Origin of the sequence: Aquamicrobium lusatiense, from assembly GCF_014201615.1 — a bacterium.
GTDB classification, from domain to species: domain Bacteria; phylum Pseudomonadota; class Alphaproteobacteria; order Rhizobiales; family Rhizobiaceae; genus Mesorhizobium; species Mesorhizobium lusatiense.
Map to the genome: position 1 here is coordinate 2,525,292 of NZ_JACHEU010000001.1, position 16,446 is coordinate 2,541,737.

Annotated in this window: 14 protein-coding genes; 7 read left to right on the forward strand and 7 right to left on the reverse strand. The window is 60.0% G+C overall.

Annotated features, from left to right (window positions below; all coding sequences use genetic code 11):
• Positions 1-108 precede the first annotated feature (108 nt).
• The 6 genes from lptF (at position 109) to rsmA (ending at position 7,638) form a co-directional block, all read left to right on the forward strand.
• Entirely contained in the window at positions 109-1,308 is a 1,200-nt protein-coding gene (gene lptF, locus HNR59_RS12140; RefSeq protein ID WP_183830441.1) for an LPS export ABC transporter permease LptF, read from the forward strand.
• Entirely contained in the window at positions 1,305-2,393 is a 1,089-nt protein-coding gene (gene lptG, locus HNR59_RS12145) for an LPS export ABC transporter permease LptG (RefSeq protein WP_183830444.1), read from the forward strand. Before lptF ends, lptG begins: the two co-directional genes overlap by 4 nt.
• Complete coding sequence (locus HNR59_RS12150) at positions 2,393-4,768, forward strand: LPS-assembly protein LptD (protein ID WP_343060805.1); 2,376 nt, start codon at positions 2,393-2,395, stop codon at positions 4,766-4,768. The genes lptG and HNR59_RS12150 overlap by 1 nt, the downstream gene beginning before the upstream one ends.
• A gap of 88 nt (positions 4,769-4,856) precedes the next feature.
• The gene (locus tag HNR59_RS12155; protein ID WP_183830447.1) at positions 4,857-5,783 is read left to right on the forward strand and encodes a peptidylprolyl isomerase; all 927 of its coding nucleotides are present in this window, start codon (positions 4,857-4,859) and stop codon (positions 5,781-5,783) included.
• A gap of 2 nt (positions 5,784-5,785) precedes the next feature.
• Entirely contained in the window at positions 5,786-6,814 is a 1,029-nt protein-coding gene (gene pdxA / locus HNR59_RS12160) for a 4-hydroxythreonine-4-phosphate dehydrogenase PdxA (protein ID WP_183830450.1), read from the forward strand.
• On the forward strand, positions 6,811-7,638 hold the full coding sequence (gene rsmA, locus HNR59_RS12165) for a 16S rRNA (adenine(1518)-N(6)/adenine(1519)-N(6))-dimethyltransferase RsmA (protein ID WP_183830453.1): 828 nt from the start codon (positions 6,811-6,813) through the stop codon (positions 7,636-7,638). The genes pdxA and rsmA overlap by 4 nt, the downstream gene beginning before the upstream one ends.
• A 137-nt stretch (positions 7,639-7,775) precedes the next feature.
• On the opposite strand, the gene gmk is transcribed toward rsmA, so the two are convergent.
• The 7 genes from gmk to fabD form a co-directional block, all read right to left on the reverse strand.
• A complete protein-coding gene (gene gmk / locus HNR59_RS12170; RefSeq protein ID WP_183830456.1) occupies positions 7,776-8,432 on the reverse strand; it encodes a guanylate kinase in 657 nt (218 codons plus the stop codon).
• A gap of 3 nt (positions 8,433-8,435) precedes the next feature.
• On the reverse strand, positions 8,436-9,326 hold the full coding sequence (locus HNR59_RS12175) for a YicC/YloC family endoribonuclease (RefSeq protein WP_183830459.1): 891 nt from the start codon (positions 9,324-9,326) through the stop codon (positions 8,436-8,438).
• Positions 9,327-9,407: 81 nt separating this feature from the next.
• Positions 9,408-10,625, reverse strand: coding sequence for an endolytic transglycosylase MltG (gene mltG, locus HNR59_RS12180; protein ID WP_183830462.1), 1,218 nt, complete (start codon positions 10,623-10,625; stop codon positions 9,408-9,410).
• 105 nt (positions 10,626-10,730) lie between these two features.
• Entirely contained in the window at positions 10,731-11,993 is a 1,263-nt protein-coding gene (fabF, locus tag HNR59_RS12185; RefSeq protein ID WP_183830464.1) for a beta-ketoacyl-ACP synthase II, read from the reverse strand.
• Between the two features lie 28 nt (positions 11,994-12,021).
• The gene (locus HNR59_RS12190; RefSeq protein WP_035033204.1) at positions 12,022-12,258 is read right to left on the reverse strand and encodes an acyl carrier protein; all 237 of its coding nucleotides are present in this window, start codon (positions 12,256-12,258) and stop codon (positions 12,022-12,024) included.
• A gap of 180 nt (positions 12,259-12,438) precedes the next feature.
• Complete coding sequence (gene fabG, locus HNR59_RS12195; RefSeq protein ID WP_183830466.1) at positions 12,439-13,176, reverse strand: 3-oxoacyl-[acyl-carrier-protein] reductase; 738 nt, start codon at positions 13,174-13,176, stop codon at positions 12,439-12,441.
• A 41-nt stretch (positions 13,177-13,217) separates the two neighbouring features.
• Entirely contained in the window at positions 13,218-14,159 is a 942-nt protein-coding gene (gene fabD / locus HNR59_RS12200; protein WP_183830468.1) for an ACP S-malonyltransferase, read from the reverse strand.
• Between the two features lie 304 nt (positions 14,160-14,463).
• Here fabD and HNR59_RS12205 point away from each other — a divergent pair, with 304 nt between their 5' ends.
• A complete protein-coding gene (locus HNR59_RS12205; RefSeq protein ID WP_246374682.1) occupies positions 14,464-16,332 on the forward strand; it encodes an LTA synthase family protein in 1,869 nt (622 codons plus the stop codon).
• Positions 16,333-16,446: the final 114 nt, after the last annotated feature.

Consider the following 16,446-nt stretch of genomic DNA (forward strand, 5'->3'; position numbering starts at 1 on the left):
TGAGATCCGGATATCGGCTCCGGAGAACACCTGTTGTGCGGGCGGCACCGGGACAAACACGCTTTGCAAGGCCCTGATACGGCCTGAACCGGCAGAGAAACCGTACGCATGAAGGTCATCGAACGCTACATAATGCGCCGCATGCTGCTGCTCTTTCTTGGAGCGCTGGCATGGACGCTGGCTATCGTTTGGACCACGCAGGTTCTGGCGCGCATCGATCTGGTGACCGATGGCGGCCAGTCCGCCCTCACCTTCTTCGAAGTGGCCGCTCTTATTATTCCGACTGTCATTCCTATTGTCGTGCCGTTCGCTCTGGCTGGCGCGGTAGCGCAGACCCTTTCGGCCATGAACGCCGACTCGGAGCTGGTGGTCGTGAACGCTGCCGGCGCATCCCGAATGACCGTCGCGCGGCCGGTGCTGATTCTGGCAATTGCAGCCAGCGTGTTCTGTTTGCTCATCCAGAATTTCGTGGAACCCTATGCCCGCCAGCGCAATCGCGACCTCGTAGCCGGCGCGAGGGCCGACTTTCTCTCGCTCGTCATTCAGGAAGGCACATTCCGCAAGATCGAGGATGGCCTGTTCGTGCAGATAGGCGAGCGCCTTCCGGGCAACCGGCTGGCCGGTATTTTCGTCGCCGACAGCCGCGAAGAGGGTGTCGATCTGGTTTACTATGCCAAGACCGGTGCGGTGATCGATCATGACGACACCAAGGCCCTGCTCATGAACGACGGCGTCATTCACCGCAAGGCGGTCGGCGGCGACATCTCGCTCGTGCACTTTACGTCCTATGCATTCGATCTTTCCGCTTTTGATTCCGACACCGGAACCGGCACCCGGATGCCGAAGGACCAGACGACAGCCTATCTTCTGAATCCGAACCGCAATGATGACGTCTATAAGAAGACGCCGCAGCTCTATCGCAACGAACTGCACAAGCGGTTTTCCGAGTGGCTGTTCCCCATCACCTTCGCGCTTATCGCGCTCGCGGTTGCCGGAGATGCCAAGTCCCACCGCGAGGCGCGGATACACCCGCTGGTGACCACCATCTGTATTGCGCTGTTCGTGCGCTGGATGGGCTATTTTGCAGAGGGCCAGACCAAGACCCAGCCCCTGTTCAACTACGCGCTGTATGCCGTGCCTGTCGCATTTTCGGCGATTTCAGTGTGGTGCATCGCCACGCAGAGAACCATGGAGTTGCCGATCGGCTGGATAGATGCCCTGAACAGCATCTATAAGCGCATATCCGATAAAGCATTGGCTTTGAGAATGAAGCTCACCGGAGCCGGTGCACATAAGGGATCTGCGTGATGGGCTGGACCCTCGGGCGCTATTTTTTCCTGCGCTACACAGTGATCGCCATCTGGTTTTTCCTTGGCATCTTCGCTCTCGTTTTCCTGATCGACTTTACCGAGCTGACGAGCCGTACCAGCCGCATAGCAGGCTTTACCTACTGGACCGGCGCAGCCATCTCAGGGCTGCGTGTGCCCATGCTCGTGCTTCAGACAGTGCCGTTCGTCGGCCTGTTCGCAGCAATGGCGACGCTGGTATCGCTGAACCGCAAATATGAGCTGGTCGTTGCCCGCGCGGCCGGCATCTCAGCATGGCAGTTCCTGCTGCCGGTATGCCTTGGCGCTTTTCTGTTCGGCGTCCTGGCGGTCACGGTTCTCAACCCTCTTGCTGCCCATGGGCTGGTGCGCTCGCAACAGGTCGAAAGCCTGTTGCGCTCGGGCAACTCAAATACGGTCGACAGCAACACGGTGCCGTGGCTGCGCCAGAAGACATCTTCCGGGGATACCATAATCGGCGCGCGCGCCGTCCTTTCCCAAGGGCTGGAGATGGCTGATGCAACCTTCTTCATGCTCGATCGCGACGGCAATATCTTCGAACGCCGCGACGCGCGCAGAGTGTACCTGCGCGACGGTTTCTGGGAATTGCACAATGTCGTGGTACGGCCATCCGACGGTCCGGGCGAGAAGAAGGACGTTGATCGCGTACCAACCGATCTGAAGCCGGAATTCGTGCAGGAGAGACTGGCTCAGCCGGAAACCATTCCGTTTTTTGAGCTGCCGCAGAAGATCGAAGTTGCGCGATCCTTCGGTCTCGGGGCCAACGCTTTCGCCATGCAGTTCGACTCTCTGATCGCCCTTCCCTTCCTTCTGGTGGCGATGACCCTGATCGCGGCAACCGTGTCGATGAGATTTGCCCGGATGGGGCAATCGGTGACGATGATTCTGGGTGGCATTGTCGCCGGCTTTCTGCTTTATGTCGTCTCGGTTCTGGTCAAGGCTTTCGGCGTGGCCGGGTTCGTGCCCACTGTTGTGGCCGCGTGGTTCCCGGTTGTCGTGGCTATGTTTTTCGGGGTAACATTCCTTTTGTACAAGGAAGATGGCTAGTGAGGGGGGCGGTTGTGAAAAACGGTCGGTTCAGCCGATTGTCGCTCCTGTGTGGAGTCAGTGGCCTTGCCTGCCTTATGGCGTACGGCTTTGCGCCGACTCCTGCCGCTGCGCAGGTGCCAGACTCCCTGACCTCCAATATCCCTTCGGATGCCCAGATGCTGCTGGAGTCCGATACGCTCGTCTACGATAATGATTCGCAGACAGTGACCGCGGTTGGCGGTGTGCAAATCGACTATGCCGGCAATCGCCTCGTCGCCCAGCGCGTCGAATATGATCGCAAGACCCAGCGGCTGATCGCCAGCGGCAGCGTCGAAATCGTTCACAGCGACGGCACCAAGGTTCATTCCGAACATATCGACATCACCGACGACTTCGCGGACGGTTTTACCAACGCGCTGAGGGTCGAGACCGTTGACAAGACCTATTTCGCTGCAGAAAGCGCCGAGCGCATGGGTGGCGTGCTGACCACCTTCCACAACGGTGTCTACACAGCCTGCGAGCCTTGCGAAGATAAGCCCGACAAGCCCGCCATCTGGCGCGTGAAATCGCAGAAGATCATCTGGAACAGCCAGAAAAAGACGATCCGATTCCAGAACTCCAATTTTGAGTTCTTCGGAATGCCGATCGCATATCTGCCGGTTTTCGAGATTGCCGACCCGACGGTGAAGCGCAAGAGCGGCTTCCTTTTCCCGTCGATTTCCTACAAGTCCGAACTCGGTGTCGGAGCCGGTATCCCCTATTATTTTGCCCTGTCGCCCACCTACGATCTGACGGTCAAAGGCAATTACTACTCCAAACAGGGCTTCCTTGGCGAAGCCGAGTGGCGCCAGCGCTTCAACAATGGCCAGTACAGCGTGAAGATTGCCGGCATCCGCCAGCAGGATCCGGAGGCTTTTAAGACAGGTACTGAAAACAGAGGTGCGGCCGGTGATCTCAACCGAACCCGCGCAATGATGGGCACGCAAGGCCAGTTCGCCATCAATTCGCGCTGGGATTTCGGCTGGAACGTCCTGCTCCAGACAGACAAGAATTTCTCCAGAACCTATGGAATCGACAATTATGAGCAATATGCTCATCGCTCCGAGGTTTATCTGACTGGTCTCAACGACCGGAACTACTTCGACCTGCGTGGCATGAAGTTCCAGATTCAGGAAGATATTCTGGACAGCAATTCAAGCTCGCGTAACGACAAGCAGGCCTGGGTCCTGCCATCGTTTGACTATGCTTATATCCCCGATGCCTCATTTGCCGGCGGACAATTGTCCTTCAACGTGAACGCACGTGCCCTTGATCGCAGTAAGCTGGATGTAAGCACTCAGCGTGTTCGCGGAATCGAAGGCAGCAGCGGACGGTTGACTGCCGAGGCAGAATGGAAGCGATCATTCATCACTGATGGCGGCATGGTGTTCACGCCTCTGCTCGCATTTCAGGCTGATGGAAACTATCTGAATGCTTCGTCAGCATCACTGGCGGCTATAAACAGTGTTGCGAGCACAAACGGCACCACCGCTGACATGCGCTCGTCCTTCTTCCGTTCGATGGCGACGCTTGGCCTCGAATGGCGCTGGCCGATCCTGTTTTCGGCAACCGCTTCCTCGCATGTGCTTGAGCCGACGGCGCAGCTCTTCGTTCGACCCAACGAAGACTATGTCGGCGGTCTTTCCGTGCCCAATGAAGACGCGCAGAGCTTCGTTTTCGATGCCTCCACGCTGTTTGAGCGGGACAAGTTCTCCGGCTACGATCGCATTGAAGGCGGTACGCGCGCCAATCTTGGCTTCCGTTACGTCGGAACCTTCGACAGCGGCTGGACCACCAATGCCATGTTCGGCCAGTCTTACCACCTGAATGGGGAGAACTCGTTCGCGGCGCCTGATCTGGTCAATGTCGGCGCCAATTCAGGCCTCGAAAGCGATCGCTCAGACTATGTCGGTCTTGTCGGCGTGAGCGGCCCGAGCGGCATTTCCGCCTCTCTGAGCGGACGTTTTGATGAACAGACGTGGGAAGTCCGTCGGTCCGAAGTAAAGCTTGGATACAATGGCGGCCCTCTGGCGCTCTCGGCACGTTATGCCTTCATTCAGGCTCAGCCTGACTACGGTTTCACTGAAGATCGCCACGAGGTGGCATTCGGAGGCTCCGCTCAGTTCGCCGAGAACTGGCGCGTGTTCGGCTCCGGCACCTACGATCTTGAGGAGAACGTGATGGTGAAAAACGGTATAGGCTTTGGCTATGCCGATGAGTGCTTCACCTATCTGATGACCTATTCTCAGACGCGTGACCGTATCAACAAGGAAGTTTCGCAAAGCATCGGCTTCAACATCACCTTCCGTACGCTGGGTGATTTCGGTTCGGCCACCAGCAACTTCGTTCAGTAAATGGTGGCTGACACGGTTTTGCCGTATAAAGCGGGCAGAAGCCCGATTCAATTTGTGCTTTGACGTGAACTGAAAGCTGGATGCCGGAATGCGGAAATATCTTCTCTCTGCAAGCCTTGCCCTTTTCGTCGGTGTGACGGCTGTTGCGGCGACTGGCGTAACCACGCCGGCGGTGGCAAGCGAGATCAAGTATATCGTCAACAATATGCCGATCACGACCACCGATATTCAGCACCGTAACGCCTTTTTCCGTCTGCAAAGGCGTAAGGGCGATGCGGCGAATGAGATGATCGAGCAGACCCTGCGCCTCGCCGAAGCGCAGCGCATCGGCATCCGCATCAGTGACAAGCAGGTCAACGACGCTTACGCCCGCTTTGCTTCAAGCAATAACATGCCGCTGGCACAGCTCGATTCGGTCATGGCGCAATCGGGCGTCACCAAGCAGCATTTCAAGGATTTCATCCGCTCCCAGATGGCCTGGAACCAGGCAATCGGCGCGCGCTACCGGGCCGAGCAATCGGGAAGCGGGCTGACCAGCCAGCAGGAAGCCGTGCGCAACATGCTGAAAAAGGGCGGAAACAAGCCCTCGGCGACTGAATACATGCTGCAGCAGGTGATTTTCGTCATCCCGCCGGCGGAGCGCAAGTCGACGATGGGCAAGCGCAAGCGCGAAGCGGAAGCGCTGCGGGCGCGCTTCAATGGCTGCGCCAACACGCAGCAGTTCGCCAAGGGGCTTATCGATGTGACGGTGCGCGATCTCGGTCGCGTTCTTGCTCCGCAATTGCCGCCGGAATGGTCCGATCAGATCAAGAAGACCAAGGCTGGCGGCGCCACCGGCGTTCGCGAAACGGAACGCGGGGTTGAGTTCATCGGCGTTTGCAGCGCGCGCGAGGTTTCTGACGACCGGGTTGCCGAACTGGTGCTTCAGAATGAGAATTCCGATGCCGACGCAGATAAGCTCGGCCAGAAATATATGGAAGAGCTGAAGAAGACGGCCAAGATCGTCCGGCGCTGATCGTGCAGCGCCTGCCTCTTCCCCTTGCCGTCAGCATTGGTGATCCCTCCGGCATAGGTCCGGAGATCGCCATTCAGGCATGGCAACAGCGCAACGAACTTCGCCTTCCTGCTTTCTATCTGCTGGCCGACCCGGCTCTGGTTGCCGCGCGCAGCAAGCGGATTGGCAGCGATGTTCAGTTCGCCGAAACCTCCCCCGAACAATCGACAGAAGCTTTCGCGCACGGCCTGCCCATTGTTGCGCTTGAGAATCGATTGGCCGACCGCCCGGGACAACCGGATGCCGCCAATGCATCCGGCATCATCGAGGCGATAGACCGTGCGGTTGAAGATTGCTTCTCAGGCAAGGCGGCCGCTGTCGTAACCTGCCCGATAGCCAAGAAGCCGCTCTATGACGCCGGCTTTGCCTTCCCCGGCCACACCGAGTATCTGGCGTATCTGGCTTCCCAGCGGACCGGAACGCCCGTCACGCCGGTGATGATGCTGGCGGGGCCGGAACTGCGAACGGTGCCGGTTACCATCCACATCGCGCTGTCGGATGTGCCCAAAGCGCTGACTACGGAACTCATCGTGGAAACGGCGGTCATCACCGCCCGGGATCTGCAGAGCCGCTTTGGGCTGAGCAACCCGCGCCTTGCGATTTCAGGTCTCAACCCGCATGCCGGCGAGGATGGCGCGATGGGAACGGAAGATCGCGACATCGTAGCGCCCGCCATAGCAGCCTTGAAGGCTAAGGGCATAAATGCTTTCGGCCCCCTGCCTGCCGACACCATGTTTCACGCCAGCGCCCGCGCAGGCTATGATGTGGCGATCTGCATGTATCACGACCAGGCCCTGATACCCGCCAAGGCCCTTGCCTTCGATGAGGCCGTGAACGTCACGCTTGGGCTGCCCTTCATCCGCACCTCGCCGGATCATGGCACCGCGTTCGGCATCGCCGGAAAAGGCGTGGCCCGGCCCGACAGTTTCATTGCGGCACTCAGGCTGGCCGGCCAGATGGCAGGCAGCGGAAAGATGGCGGAATCCGCTTGAGCTTCGATGGCCTCCCACCCTTGCGAGAAGTGATCGACCGCTACGAGTTGCGGGCGAAGAAAGCGCTTGGGCAGAATTTTCTTCTCGACCTGAATATTACCGGCAAGATTGCGCGCGTCGCCGGTGATCTGAGTGATGTGACCGTCATCGAGGTCGGTCCCGGGCCGGGCGGGCTGACCCGTGCGCTCCTCGCTCACGGCGCGAGGCGCGTCGTCGCCATCGAAAAGGACGAGCGCTGCCTCGCTGCGCTGGACGAAATCTCGAAGCATTATCCGGGCCGCCTGCATGTGGTTCCGGGCGATGCCCTGAAGACGGATTTCGCTACGCTTGCCGAACCCGGCTCCCCTGTCAGGATCGTGGCCAACCTGCCCTACAATGTCGGCACCGAGTTGCTGGTTCGCTGGCTGACAGTGCCGCAATGGCCGCCTTTTTATCAGTCAATGACGCTGATGTTCCAGCGCGAGGTGGCCATGCGCATCGTGGCGGAACCGGGCAGCGAGGCTTACGGCCGGCTGGGCGTTCTGGCCGGATGGCGCACCCGGGCGCGCATCGCCTTCGATCTGCCGCCGCAGGCTTTTACGCCACCACCGAAGGTAACCTCATCGGTCGTCCATCTGGAGCCTCGGGCAGAACCGCTTCCAGCAGACGTCCGCACGCTTGGCCGCCTCACCGAAGCTGCCTTCGGTCAGCGTCGCAAGATGCTGCGTCAGAGCCTCAAATCACTGGGCGGCGAGATCCTGCTGGAGAGCGTGGGCATCGATCCCACGCGCCGGGCAGAGACGCTAAGCGTGGAAGAGTTCGTGCGCCTCGCCAACGCCGTCTGAACGCACGGCAGCAAGCAGCCTTCAGCGGGAAGGCCGCTGGAGGATTCTTATAAAGATTGTGGCAGCCCCTATAAGCCCGGAACGGTTTGAAAGAAGGATGGGCGGGATCATATCGCCCACCCTGCAATTCGGCTTTCTCAGCCCAGATCCTCGTCCATCAGCCCGGAAACGAAATCGAACAGTCCAGGCCGGCGGTCGCGGCGCAACCGCTCGGCGGTGACGATGGACACGACTTCCGTGAAAGCCCGGTCGAGATCGTCGTTGACGACGACGAAATCATACTCGGTCCAGTGTTCGATCTCGTCACGCGCGTTTTTGAGACGCGTCTCGATCACCGCTTCCTGATCCTCGGCACGCCGCTTCAGGCGGTCCTTCAGTTCGCGCATCGACGGCGGCAGAATGAAGATGGAAACGATGTCGCCCCGCATCTTCTCCCGCAACTGCTGGGCGCCCTGCCAGTCGATGTCGAACAGCATGTCGCGCCCCTCCGCCATCGCCTTTTCGGCCGGGCCTCTTGGCGTCGCGTAGAAATTGCCGTGTACTTCGGCCCATTCCAGCAATTCGTCATTGTCGCGCAGGATCTCGAATTCCCGCCGGCTGCGGAAATGATAGTGGCGGCCGTCGATCTCGCTGCCGCGCCGCGGACGCGTGGTGACGCTGACCGAAAGCTCGAACTGATTGTCGCTTTCCAGCAGGTTCCGCGCAATGGTCGACTTGCCTGCACCAGAAGGCGAAGACAGCACGAGCATCAGCCCCCGCCGACGGATGAGGGATCCGACATTATTTGACGGCATCTGTTACTCCAGATTTTGAACCTGTTCGCGGAACTGATCGATGACTGCCTTGAGTTCGAGCCCTATGGCGGTGATCGAAGCTGCATTCGATTTAGAGCACAAGGTATTCGATTCGCGATTGAATTCCTGCGCCAGGAAATCGAGCTTCCGGCCAATGGCGCCGCCTGAGACGAGAAGGGATCGCCCGGAGGCCACATGCGTCTTCAGTCTGTCGATCTCTTCGCGGATATCGGCTTTGGTGGCAAGAAGGGCCGCTTCCTGATGAAGGCGAGCCTCATCGAAGCCTGCGGCAGAATTGAGCAGCAAGCTTACCTGATCGGCGAGCCGCGCGCGGATGACATCCACCTCCCTTGAGGGGTCTGCTTCGGCTTGCAGGGTCAGTTCCTCAATCCGGTCAAGATGACCGCCCAGAACCTTGCGCAATGCCTCGCCTTCTTCGCATCGGGCCTGCTGAAGCTGCGAAAGCGCTGCTTCAAGCGTCTGCTGAATGGTCGCATCCAGAGCGGCGCGCGCCTCGGGCGTTTCCACCGTTTCCGGAAGCTCCAGAACGCCCCGCAGGGCGAGAAGGCCGTCAACACTCGGCGGCGCCGCTCCGAAATCGTCCTGCATCCGCTTGGCGAGGACAGCAAGATCGCGGAGAAAAGCTTCATTGATCGAAGGCTGTACGCCAGCCCCCACGGGCCGCGTTATGGTCAGGTTGGCCTGAAAGTTCCCGCGTGCAAATCGTTTCTGGATCGCCTGACGAGCCGCCAGTTCCAGCCGGTCGAAGCCGGGAGGCAAACGCATCCGCACCTCGGCGCTCTTGCCATTGACGGACTTCACCTCCCAGGCGATGGCAATGCCATTATGCTCGGCGTTTGCGCGGGCGAAACCGGTCATGCTCTGCAGGGTCATGCGATCCTCTCCGGCCGGCTGATTGAAATCCCAAACAGCAAAGCCATGGTCTGACCGGAATGCCGGATCGGCTTTCCGCCTCTACTGGGTGGGGTTGTTTCCTGCGGGGTCGTCGGCATTCTCGCCAGCCTGCCCGCTCCCGGCAGCCTCCGCGGCCTGCTTGCGTTGCCAGGCGCGGTAACGCGCAACATTCTCGTTGTGCTCCTTGAGCGTCGGCGCGAACACATGGCCACCAGTGCCATCAGCGACAAAATACAGATCTTCCGTCTTGGACGGATTGGCCACCGCTTCCAGCGAAGCCCTGCCCGGATTGGCGATCGGTGTCGGCGGCAAACCGTTGATCGTGTAGGTATTGTATGGTGTCGGCTTGTCGATATCCGATCGATAGATCGGACGGTCTGCCGGCTTGCCCTGACCTCCGAACAGACCATAGATGATCGTCGGATCCGACTGCAGCCGCATGCCCTTGCGCAGGCGGTTGAGGAACACCCCGGCAATGCGCGAGCGCTCATCGCCACGCGAGGTTTCCTTTTCGACGATCGACGCCAGCGTCAAAAATTCGTTCTCGTCGGCGAGCGGCAGGTCGGAATCACGCCTCGCCCAAATGGAGGAAACCAAAGCCTTCTGATCGGAAAGAAGCTTGTCGATCATCTGCTGGCGCGTCGCGCCACGCGTGAACCGCAACGTATCGGTGGCGATGCTGCCTTCAGGAGGAAGCTGCGACGGCATATCGCCGGTAAGAGCCTCATGGGCCGCGATGCGCTCGAACGCCTGATGAACCGTCAGACCTTCCGGAATGGTCAGCGCGTAGGTGACCGACTTGCCGCTCTTCAGAAGCTCCATGATCTCGCGCATAGACGCATGCGGCTTGATCTCGTATTCGCCCGCCTTCAGCGCCTGATCATTGTTATGGACGCGCACACCAACGCGGAAAACGCGGGCATCGCTGATAAGTCCGCGACGCTCCAGCTGCTCTGCAATCTGCGAGACACCCGTATTCGGCTTGACCAGCAAGGTGTCGCCGATGGCGGAAGGCCCCGGCTCGATGAAAGCCTTCTTGCCGAAATAGACGGCAAGGCCACCACCCACCATCACCAGAAGGATCAGGGAAAGCACGAAGTTGAGGAAAACCACGATCTGGCTGCGGGAGCGGCGCGAGCGCTTCGCCGGCGGAGGAGTTCCCTTTTCCGGCCGCAGAGCTTCATTCGCCGTTTTCGGCACGATCGGCGCGCCGGCAGGCGCTGAGTTCTGCGGCGTCGGGCTCTGCCCGAATTCATTGCCTCCAGAATTGGTGTTCATGGCACCCCGGTCTTTTGTGGAATCGATACCCCTCCTGAAAAATAGGAGCGAATATGGCAAAATTCACGGCATCCGACCCTGTCGGATGCCGTTTACGCGGGCTGTTCAGCCATTATAGCGCTGGAAGACCAGCGAAGCATTGGTGCCGCCGAACCCGAAGGAGTTGGACAGCGCAACGTCGATCTGCTGCTGACGCGGCTTGTTCGGCACAAGATCGATCGCCGTCTCGCGTTCCGGGTTGTCCAGATTGATGGTCGCCGGGGCGATATTGTCGCGAATTGCCAGAATCGAGAAGATCGCCTCGGCTGCACCCGCTGCACCGAGGAGGTGACCAATCGACGATTTCGTCGAGGACATGGAAATCTTCGAGGCAGCATCGCCGACCAGCCGCTCGACGGCGCCAAGCTCGATCGTATCCGCCATGGTCGATGTGCCATGGGCGTTGATGTAATCGATGTCGGAAGGCCTGAGGTTCGCACGCTTCAGTGCGGCCGTCATGCAGCGGAACGCGCCGTCGCCATCTTCGGCGGGAGCCGTAATGTGATAGGCATCGCCGGTGAGACCGTAGCCGACCACTTCGGCGTAGATCCGCGCACCGCGCGCCCTGGCATGCTCCAGTTCTTCCAGAACCACGACGCCGGCGCCCTCGCCCATGACGAAACCGTCACGGTCGCGATCGTAGGGGCGGGACGCCTGTTCAGGCGTGTCATTGCGTTCGGTGGAAAGGGCACGGCAAGCCGCGAAACCCGCCAGAGAAAGGCGGTTAACCGGCGCTTCGGCGCCACCGGCCAGCATCACATCCGCATCGCCGAACATGATCAGCCGTGCGGCGTCGCCAATGGCGTGCGCGCCGGTCGAGCATGCCGTCACCACTGCGTGGTTGGGGCCCTTGAAGCCGTGCCGGATGGAAACCTGCCCGGACACCAGATTGATAATCTGTCCGGGAATGAAGAAGGGGCTGATACGGCGCGGACCGCGCTCCTTCAATATGATGGAATTCTCGGCAATGCCTTCGATGCCGCCGATGCCGGAGCCGATCATGACGCCTGAGGCGCAACGCTCCTCCTCGGTCTTCGGCTCCCAGCCGGAATCCTTCAGCGCTTCGTCGGCAGCCGCGATCCCGTAGAGGATGAACTCACCGATCTTGCGCAGTTCCTTGGCTTCGAGAACGGATTCCGGATTGAAGGTACCGTTCGTCCCGTCACCACGGGGAATGATGTGGGCGATCTTGCAGGCAAGATCGTCCACTTCAAATTCGGTCACACGGCGGGCCGCACTGCGGGCGGACAGAAGTTCCTTCCATCCGTGCTCGTAACCCATTCCGAAAGGCGAAAGCAGGCCAAGACCCGTAACGACAACGCGCCGCATGTCTGAAATCAATATCTGCCTGAAAGGATCAGGCAGAGGCCTTGTCGATGAACTTGACGGCATCGCCGACGGTCAGGATCGTCTCGGCGGCGTCATCCGGGATTTCGACCCCGAACTCTTCCTCGAATGCCATGACGAGCTCGACCGTGTCGAGGCTGTCTGCGCCCAGATCGTCGATGAAGCTGGCCTGCTCCGTCACCTTGTCGGCGTCAACGCCGAGATGCTCGATAACGATCTTCTTGACGCGCTCTGCGGTGTCACTCATTTGGGCATCCTCGTCTTCAGGTTGGTCTGTCTTCGTTAGCGGTCGTCATGACGCTAATCAAGTTGAAAGATGGTCCTGCAAGAAACACAATGAAGCAGGCCAATTCCGGCAAGAGCCTTGGAATTGCGGGCCGCATTACACGAAATTCCCCGCATATCCAAGGCGAAAAGCCAGCTGTCCCTAGATCATCGCCATGCCGCCATTCACATGAATCGTCTGGCCGGTGACGTAGGCGGCCTCATTCGAGGCGAGATAAGCAACTGCGGAGGCGACTTCGTCGCCCGTTCCCATACGCCGGGCCGGGATGGCCGACATGATGGTCTCTTTCTGCTTGTCGTTGAGCTTGTCGGTCATCGCCGATTCGATGAAGCCCGGCGCAACGCAGTTGACCGTGATGTTGCGGGTTGCGATCTCCTGCGCCAGCGACTTGGAGAAGCCGATGATGCCCGCCTTCGAGGCGCAATAGTTGGCCTGGCCCGGATTTCCCGTAACGCCGACAACGGAGCTGATGTTGATGATGCGGCCATGGCGGCGGCGCATCATCGGATGGGTCAGCTCTCGGGTGAGGCGGAACACGGCCGACAGATTGACGTTGATGACGTCGTCCCAGTCTGCATCGCTCATGCGCACGAACAGGCCATCGCGGGTGATGCCGGCATTGTTGACGAGGATATCCACGCCTTCAAGTTCTGCTTCAGCTTTCTGGCCGAGTTCCTTGACCTCGCTGGCATCGGACAGGTTGGCCGGAAAGAGCTTTACGCGCTCGCCAAGCTCACTGGCCAGCGTTTCAAGTTTTTCGACGCGCGTGCCATGCAGGCCGACAACGGCGCCCTGCGCGTGAAGCACGCGCGCGATCGCTTCGCCGATTCCGCCTGTCGCACCCGTTACCAGCGCCTTGCGGCCTGTCAGATCAAACATTCCTGCCTCCATAAACGTCGCCAGCAGCGATCAGTCCGCGATCAGCCGAGGGCGGCAAGCGCCGCCTCGATATCGGCCGGCGTCCCGACGGAACTGACAGCGATATCGCGATTTATACGGCGCGCAAGCCCGGAAAGCACCTTTCCAGCGCCAATTTCATAGAGCGTGGTGACGCCATCGGCGCCAAACCACTCTACTGTTTCGCGCCAGCGCACCCTGCCCGTCACCTGCTCGACGAGGCGCGCAGTGATGAGATCAGCGTCGGTGGTGGGCTCCACGGAGACGTTCGACACCACCGGAACCACCGGGCCATGTCGTGCCACAGCCGCCAGCGCTTCGCGCATCGCATCCGCAGCCGGGCCCATCAATGCGCTGTGGAACGGCGCGGAAACCTGCAGCATCAGCGCGCGCTTCGCGCCCTTGGCCGTGCACAGCGCCGCTCCGCGCTCCACGGCCGCCTTGCTGCCCGAAATAACGAGCTGGCCACCGCCATTGTCATTGGCGATCTGGCAGACCTCATCTTGCGCGGCTTCCGTGCAGGCTGCTTCCACATCCGCCTGCTCCAGTCCGATAATGGCAGCCATGGCGCCTTCGCCCGCCGGCACGGCTGCCTGCATGGCATTGCCGCGAATGCGCAGCAGGCGCGCCGCATCGGCGATGGAAACGAAGCCGGCGGCGGCAAGCGCCGAATACTCGCCAAGCGAATGGCCGGCCACATAGGCGACCTTTTCCTTCAGCGAAAAGCCTTTTGATTCCAGCGCCCGCATGGCCGCAAGCGACACGGCCATCAGCGCCGGCTGGGCATTGGCTGTCAGGGTCAGCGTTTCTTCGGGTCCCTCGAAGATCAGCGCCGAAAGCTTCTCGCCCAGCGCCTCGTCCACTTCCTCGAACACCCTGCGCGCTTCGGGGTAGGCGTCGGCAAGTTCCTTGCCCATGCCCACGGCCTGACTGCCCTGCCCCGGGAACGTGAATGCTATTGCCATGATCAGCCTCGGTTTGTGCTCTTAATCCCGCGTGTGACGCATTGAAGCAAGGCAAGTCAAGCCCGCACCCTTTTTACCGGATTTTTGAAGCAGGAATGGCTCTTCATCCGACGGAGCGGGAAAAGGATCACATATCGTTAAAAACGAACACGATTCTTTCGTCGGCTATTCCCATTTTTGCCACACGCAATAGCTTTTCGTGACATATGCATGACAGTTCTATGACGCTGGCATTCAATGGGAAAGTTGTGAGTTGGTGAAACGCAAACCAGAATTTTCTGAACAGGCAGCACGCATGGATGCCATGGCGTCCGGCAGCAACCGTTCGGCGCTGAACGCGAGTGCCCGTCATGCGGTGCTGATGGTCCTTGCTTCAGCCCTGCTTGTTTTTGCCATCGAATGGATTTTCCGCGGCGATTTCGCAGGCGCGGTCGCCTTCTTTACGCAACCGTACAAGCCCGGCTGGACCACGGTTCTGGTGTTTGCGCTCCTTCTGCTCGGACTGGACGCCATTCTTGGCCGTGCCTGGCTCGGATTGCTGACCGTCGCGCCGGTAACGCTCACCCTTGCCTTCATCGGCTACCAGAAGTCGCTCTATCTTGGCGATCCGCTGTTTCCGACGGATATTCTCTTTGCCCGCCAGATCTTCGAGCTGCTGCCGCTTCTGGTCGGTGAACGGCCATGGACCGGCGTGGCGCTGGTTCTGGGGCTTGTTCTGACGATCACCGCCCTGCTCTATACGTGGCGTTATGTGCAGCGTCGCATACCGCGCATGAGCTACAGGGGCCGCGCCGCGCGCCTTTTGCTGGCTCTGCCGGCCCTCGCCTTCTTCGTCTCGCTGATGGACTATGCGACATTCTCCTGGACCCGCGACCGTCTCAGGATCATCCCGATGATGTGGGACCAGAAGGAAAACTACGCCAACAACGGCTTTACCCTCGCCTTCGCGCTCAATGTGCCGATGGCCCATGTCTCGGCCCCGGCCGGCTTCTCCGACAAGGCGATCGATTCGCTGCCAAAGCCTGCGGTCGACACCGCACTGCCGGTGGAACAGCCAGACATCATCATGGTGATGAGCGAATCGTTCTGGGATGCCGGCAAATTGCCCGGCGTCACCATCACGCCAGATCCGATTGCTTCCACCCGCGCGCTGCAATCGGGCGAAATGTTTTCGCCGGAATTCGGCGGCATGACCGCCAATGTGGAATTCGAGGCGCTGACAGGATTTTCCAACGCCTTCCTGCCGGCAGGCAGCATTCCCTACCAGCAATATGTGCGAAAGCCGCTGCCTTCCATGGCAACCTTCCTGCGCTCGGAAGGCTATCAGACACTGGCCATCCATCCCGGCACGGACTGGTTCTGGAACCGCTCCAATGTCTACAAGGCGTTCGGCTTCGACGAATTTCGCTCCGAAAAAACGATGGCGACCATAGCGAAGCGTGGCCCGCTTGTTTCCGACGAATCGATGACGGACGAGATCATCGCCGCGGCAGATGCAGCCGAAAGGCCTCTCTTCCTGTTTTCCGTGAGTCTCCAGAATCACGGCCCCTACGAGCCGAATCGCTACGGCAACGCCACGCATAGCGTTCAGGCTGAAACAAGCGACTGGGCGCGCGCGTCACTGGCGAGCTTTGCGGAAGGCGCAGCCGATTCCGACCGCGAGTTACAGCGCCTGATCGACTGGGCCCGCAAGCGCGACCGTCCGACGGTGATCGCCTTCTTCGGCGACCATCTGCCGCCCCTCGGCCCCGTTTACGTGGAAACCGGCTTCCTGAAGGCCAATGTAGCTCCGCGCCGGGACACGCCCGAGAACATGCGCCTCCACCGCTCGACTCCTCTGGTCATCTGGTCGAATCGCAACGGCAGCGTTGAAGATGTCGGTGGCGTCAGCCCCGCTTTTCTGCCCCTGCACGTCTTCAGGACTGCGGGGATAAGCCATCCTTACTACACGGGCTTTCTGGGCGATCTGCATCAGCGCTACAGCGTGGTGGAGCGCTCGCTGCTGCTCAGTGCAGATGGAGAGCCGACGCCCGACTGGGCGAGGCAGAAGCAGATCGATCCCTCGATCCGCGATTTCCGCTACCTCCAGTATGACATGATGTTCGGAAAGCACCGCGCGGCGCCGGACTTCTTCCCCGAAACGATTGGAGACGTCGTGGCGCATGCGAGCTGATCGTTGCGGGCTAGCTGACGGCTGCATAATCGAAAAACGAGCAGAGACTTGACATTCCGGGCACATCCGGTATGTGTCGCGCCAAGTTTCCGCTTCCGGGCGCCGCCCCGTATT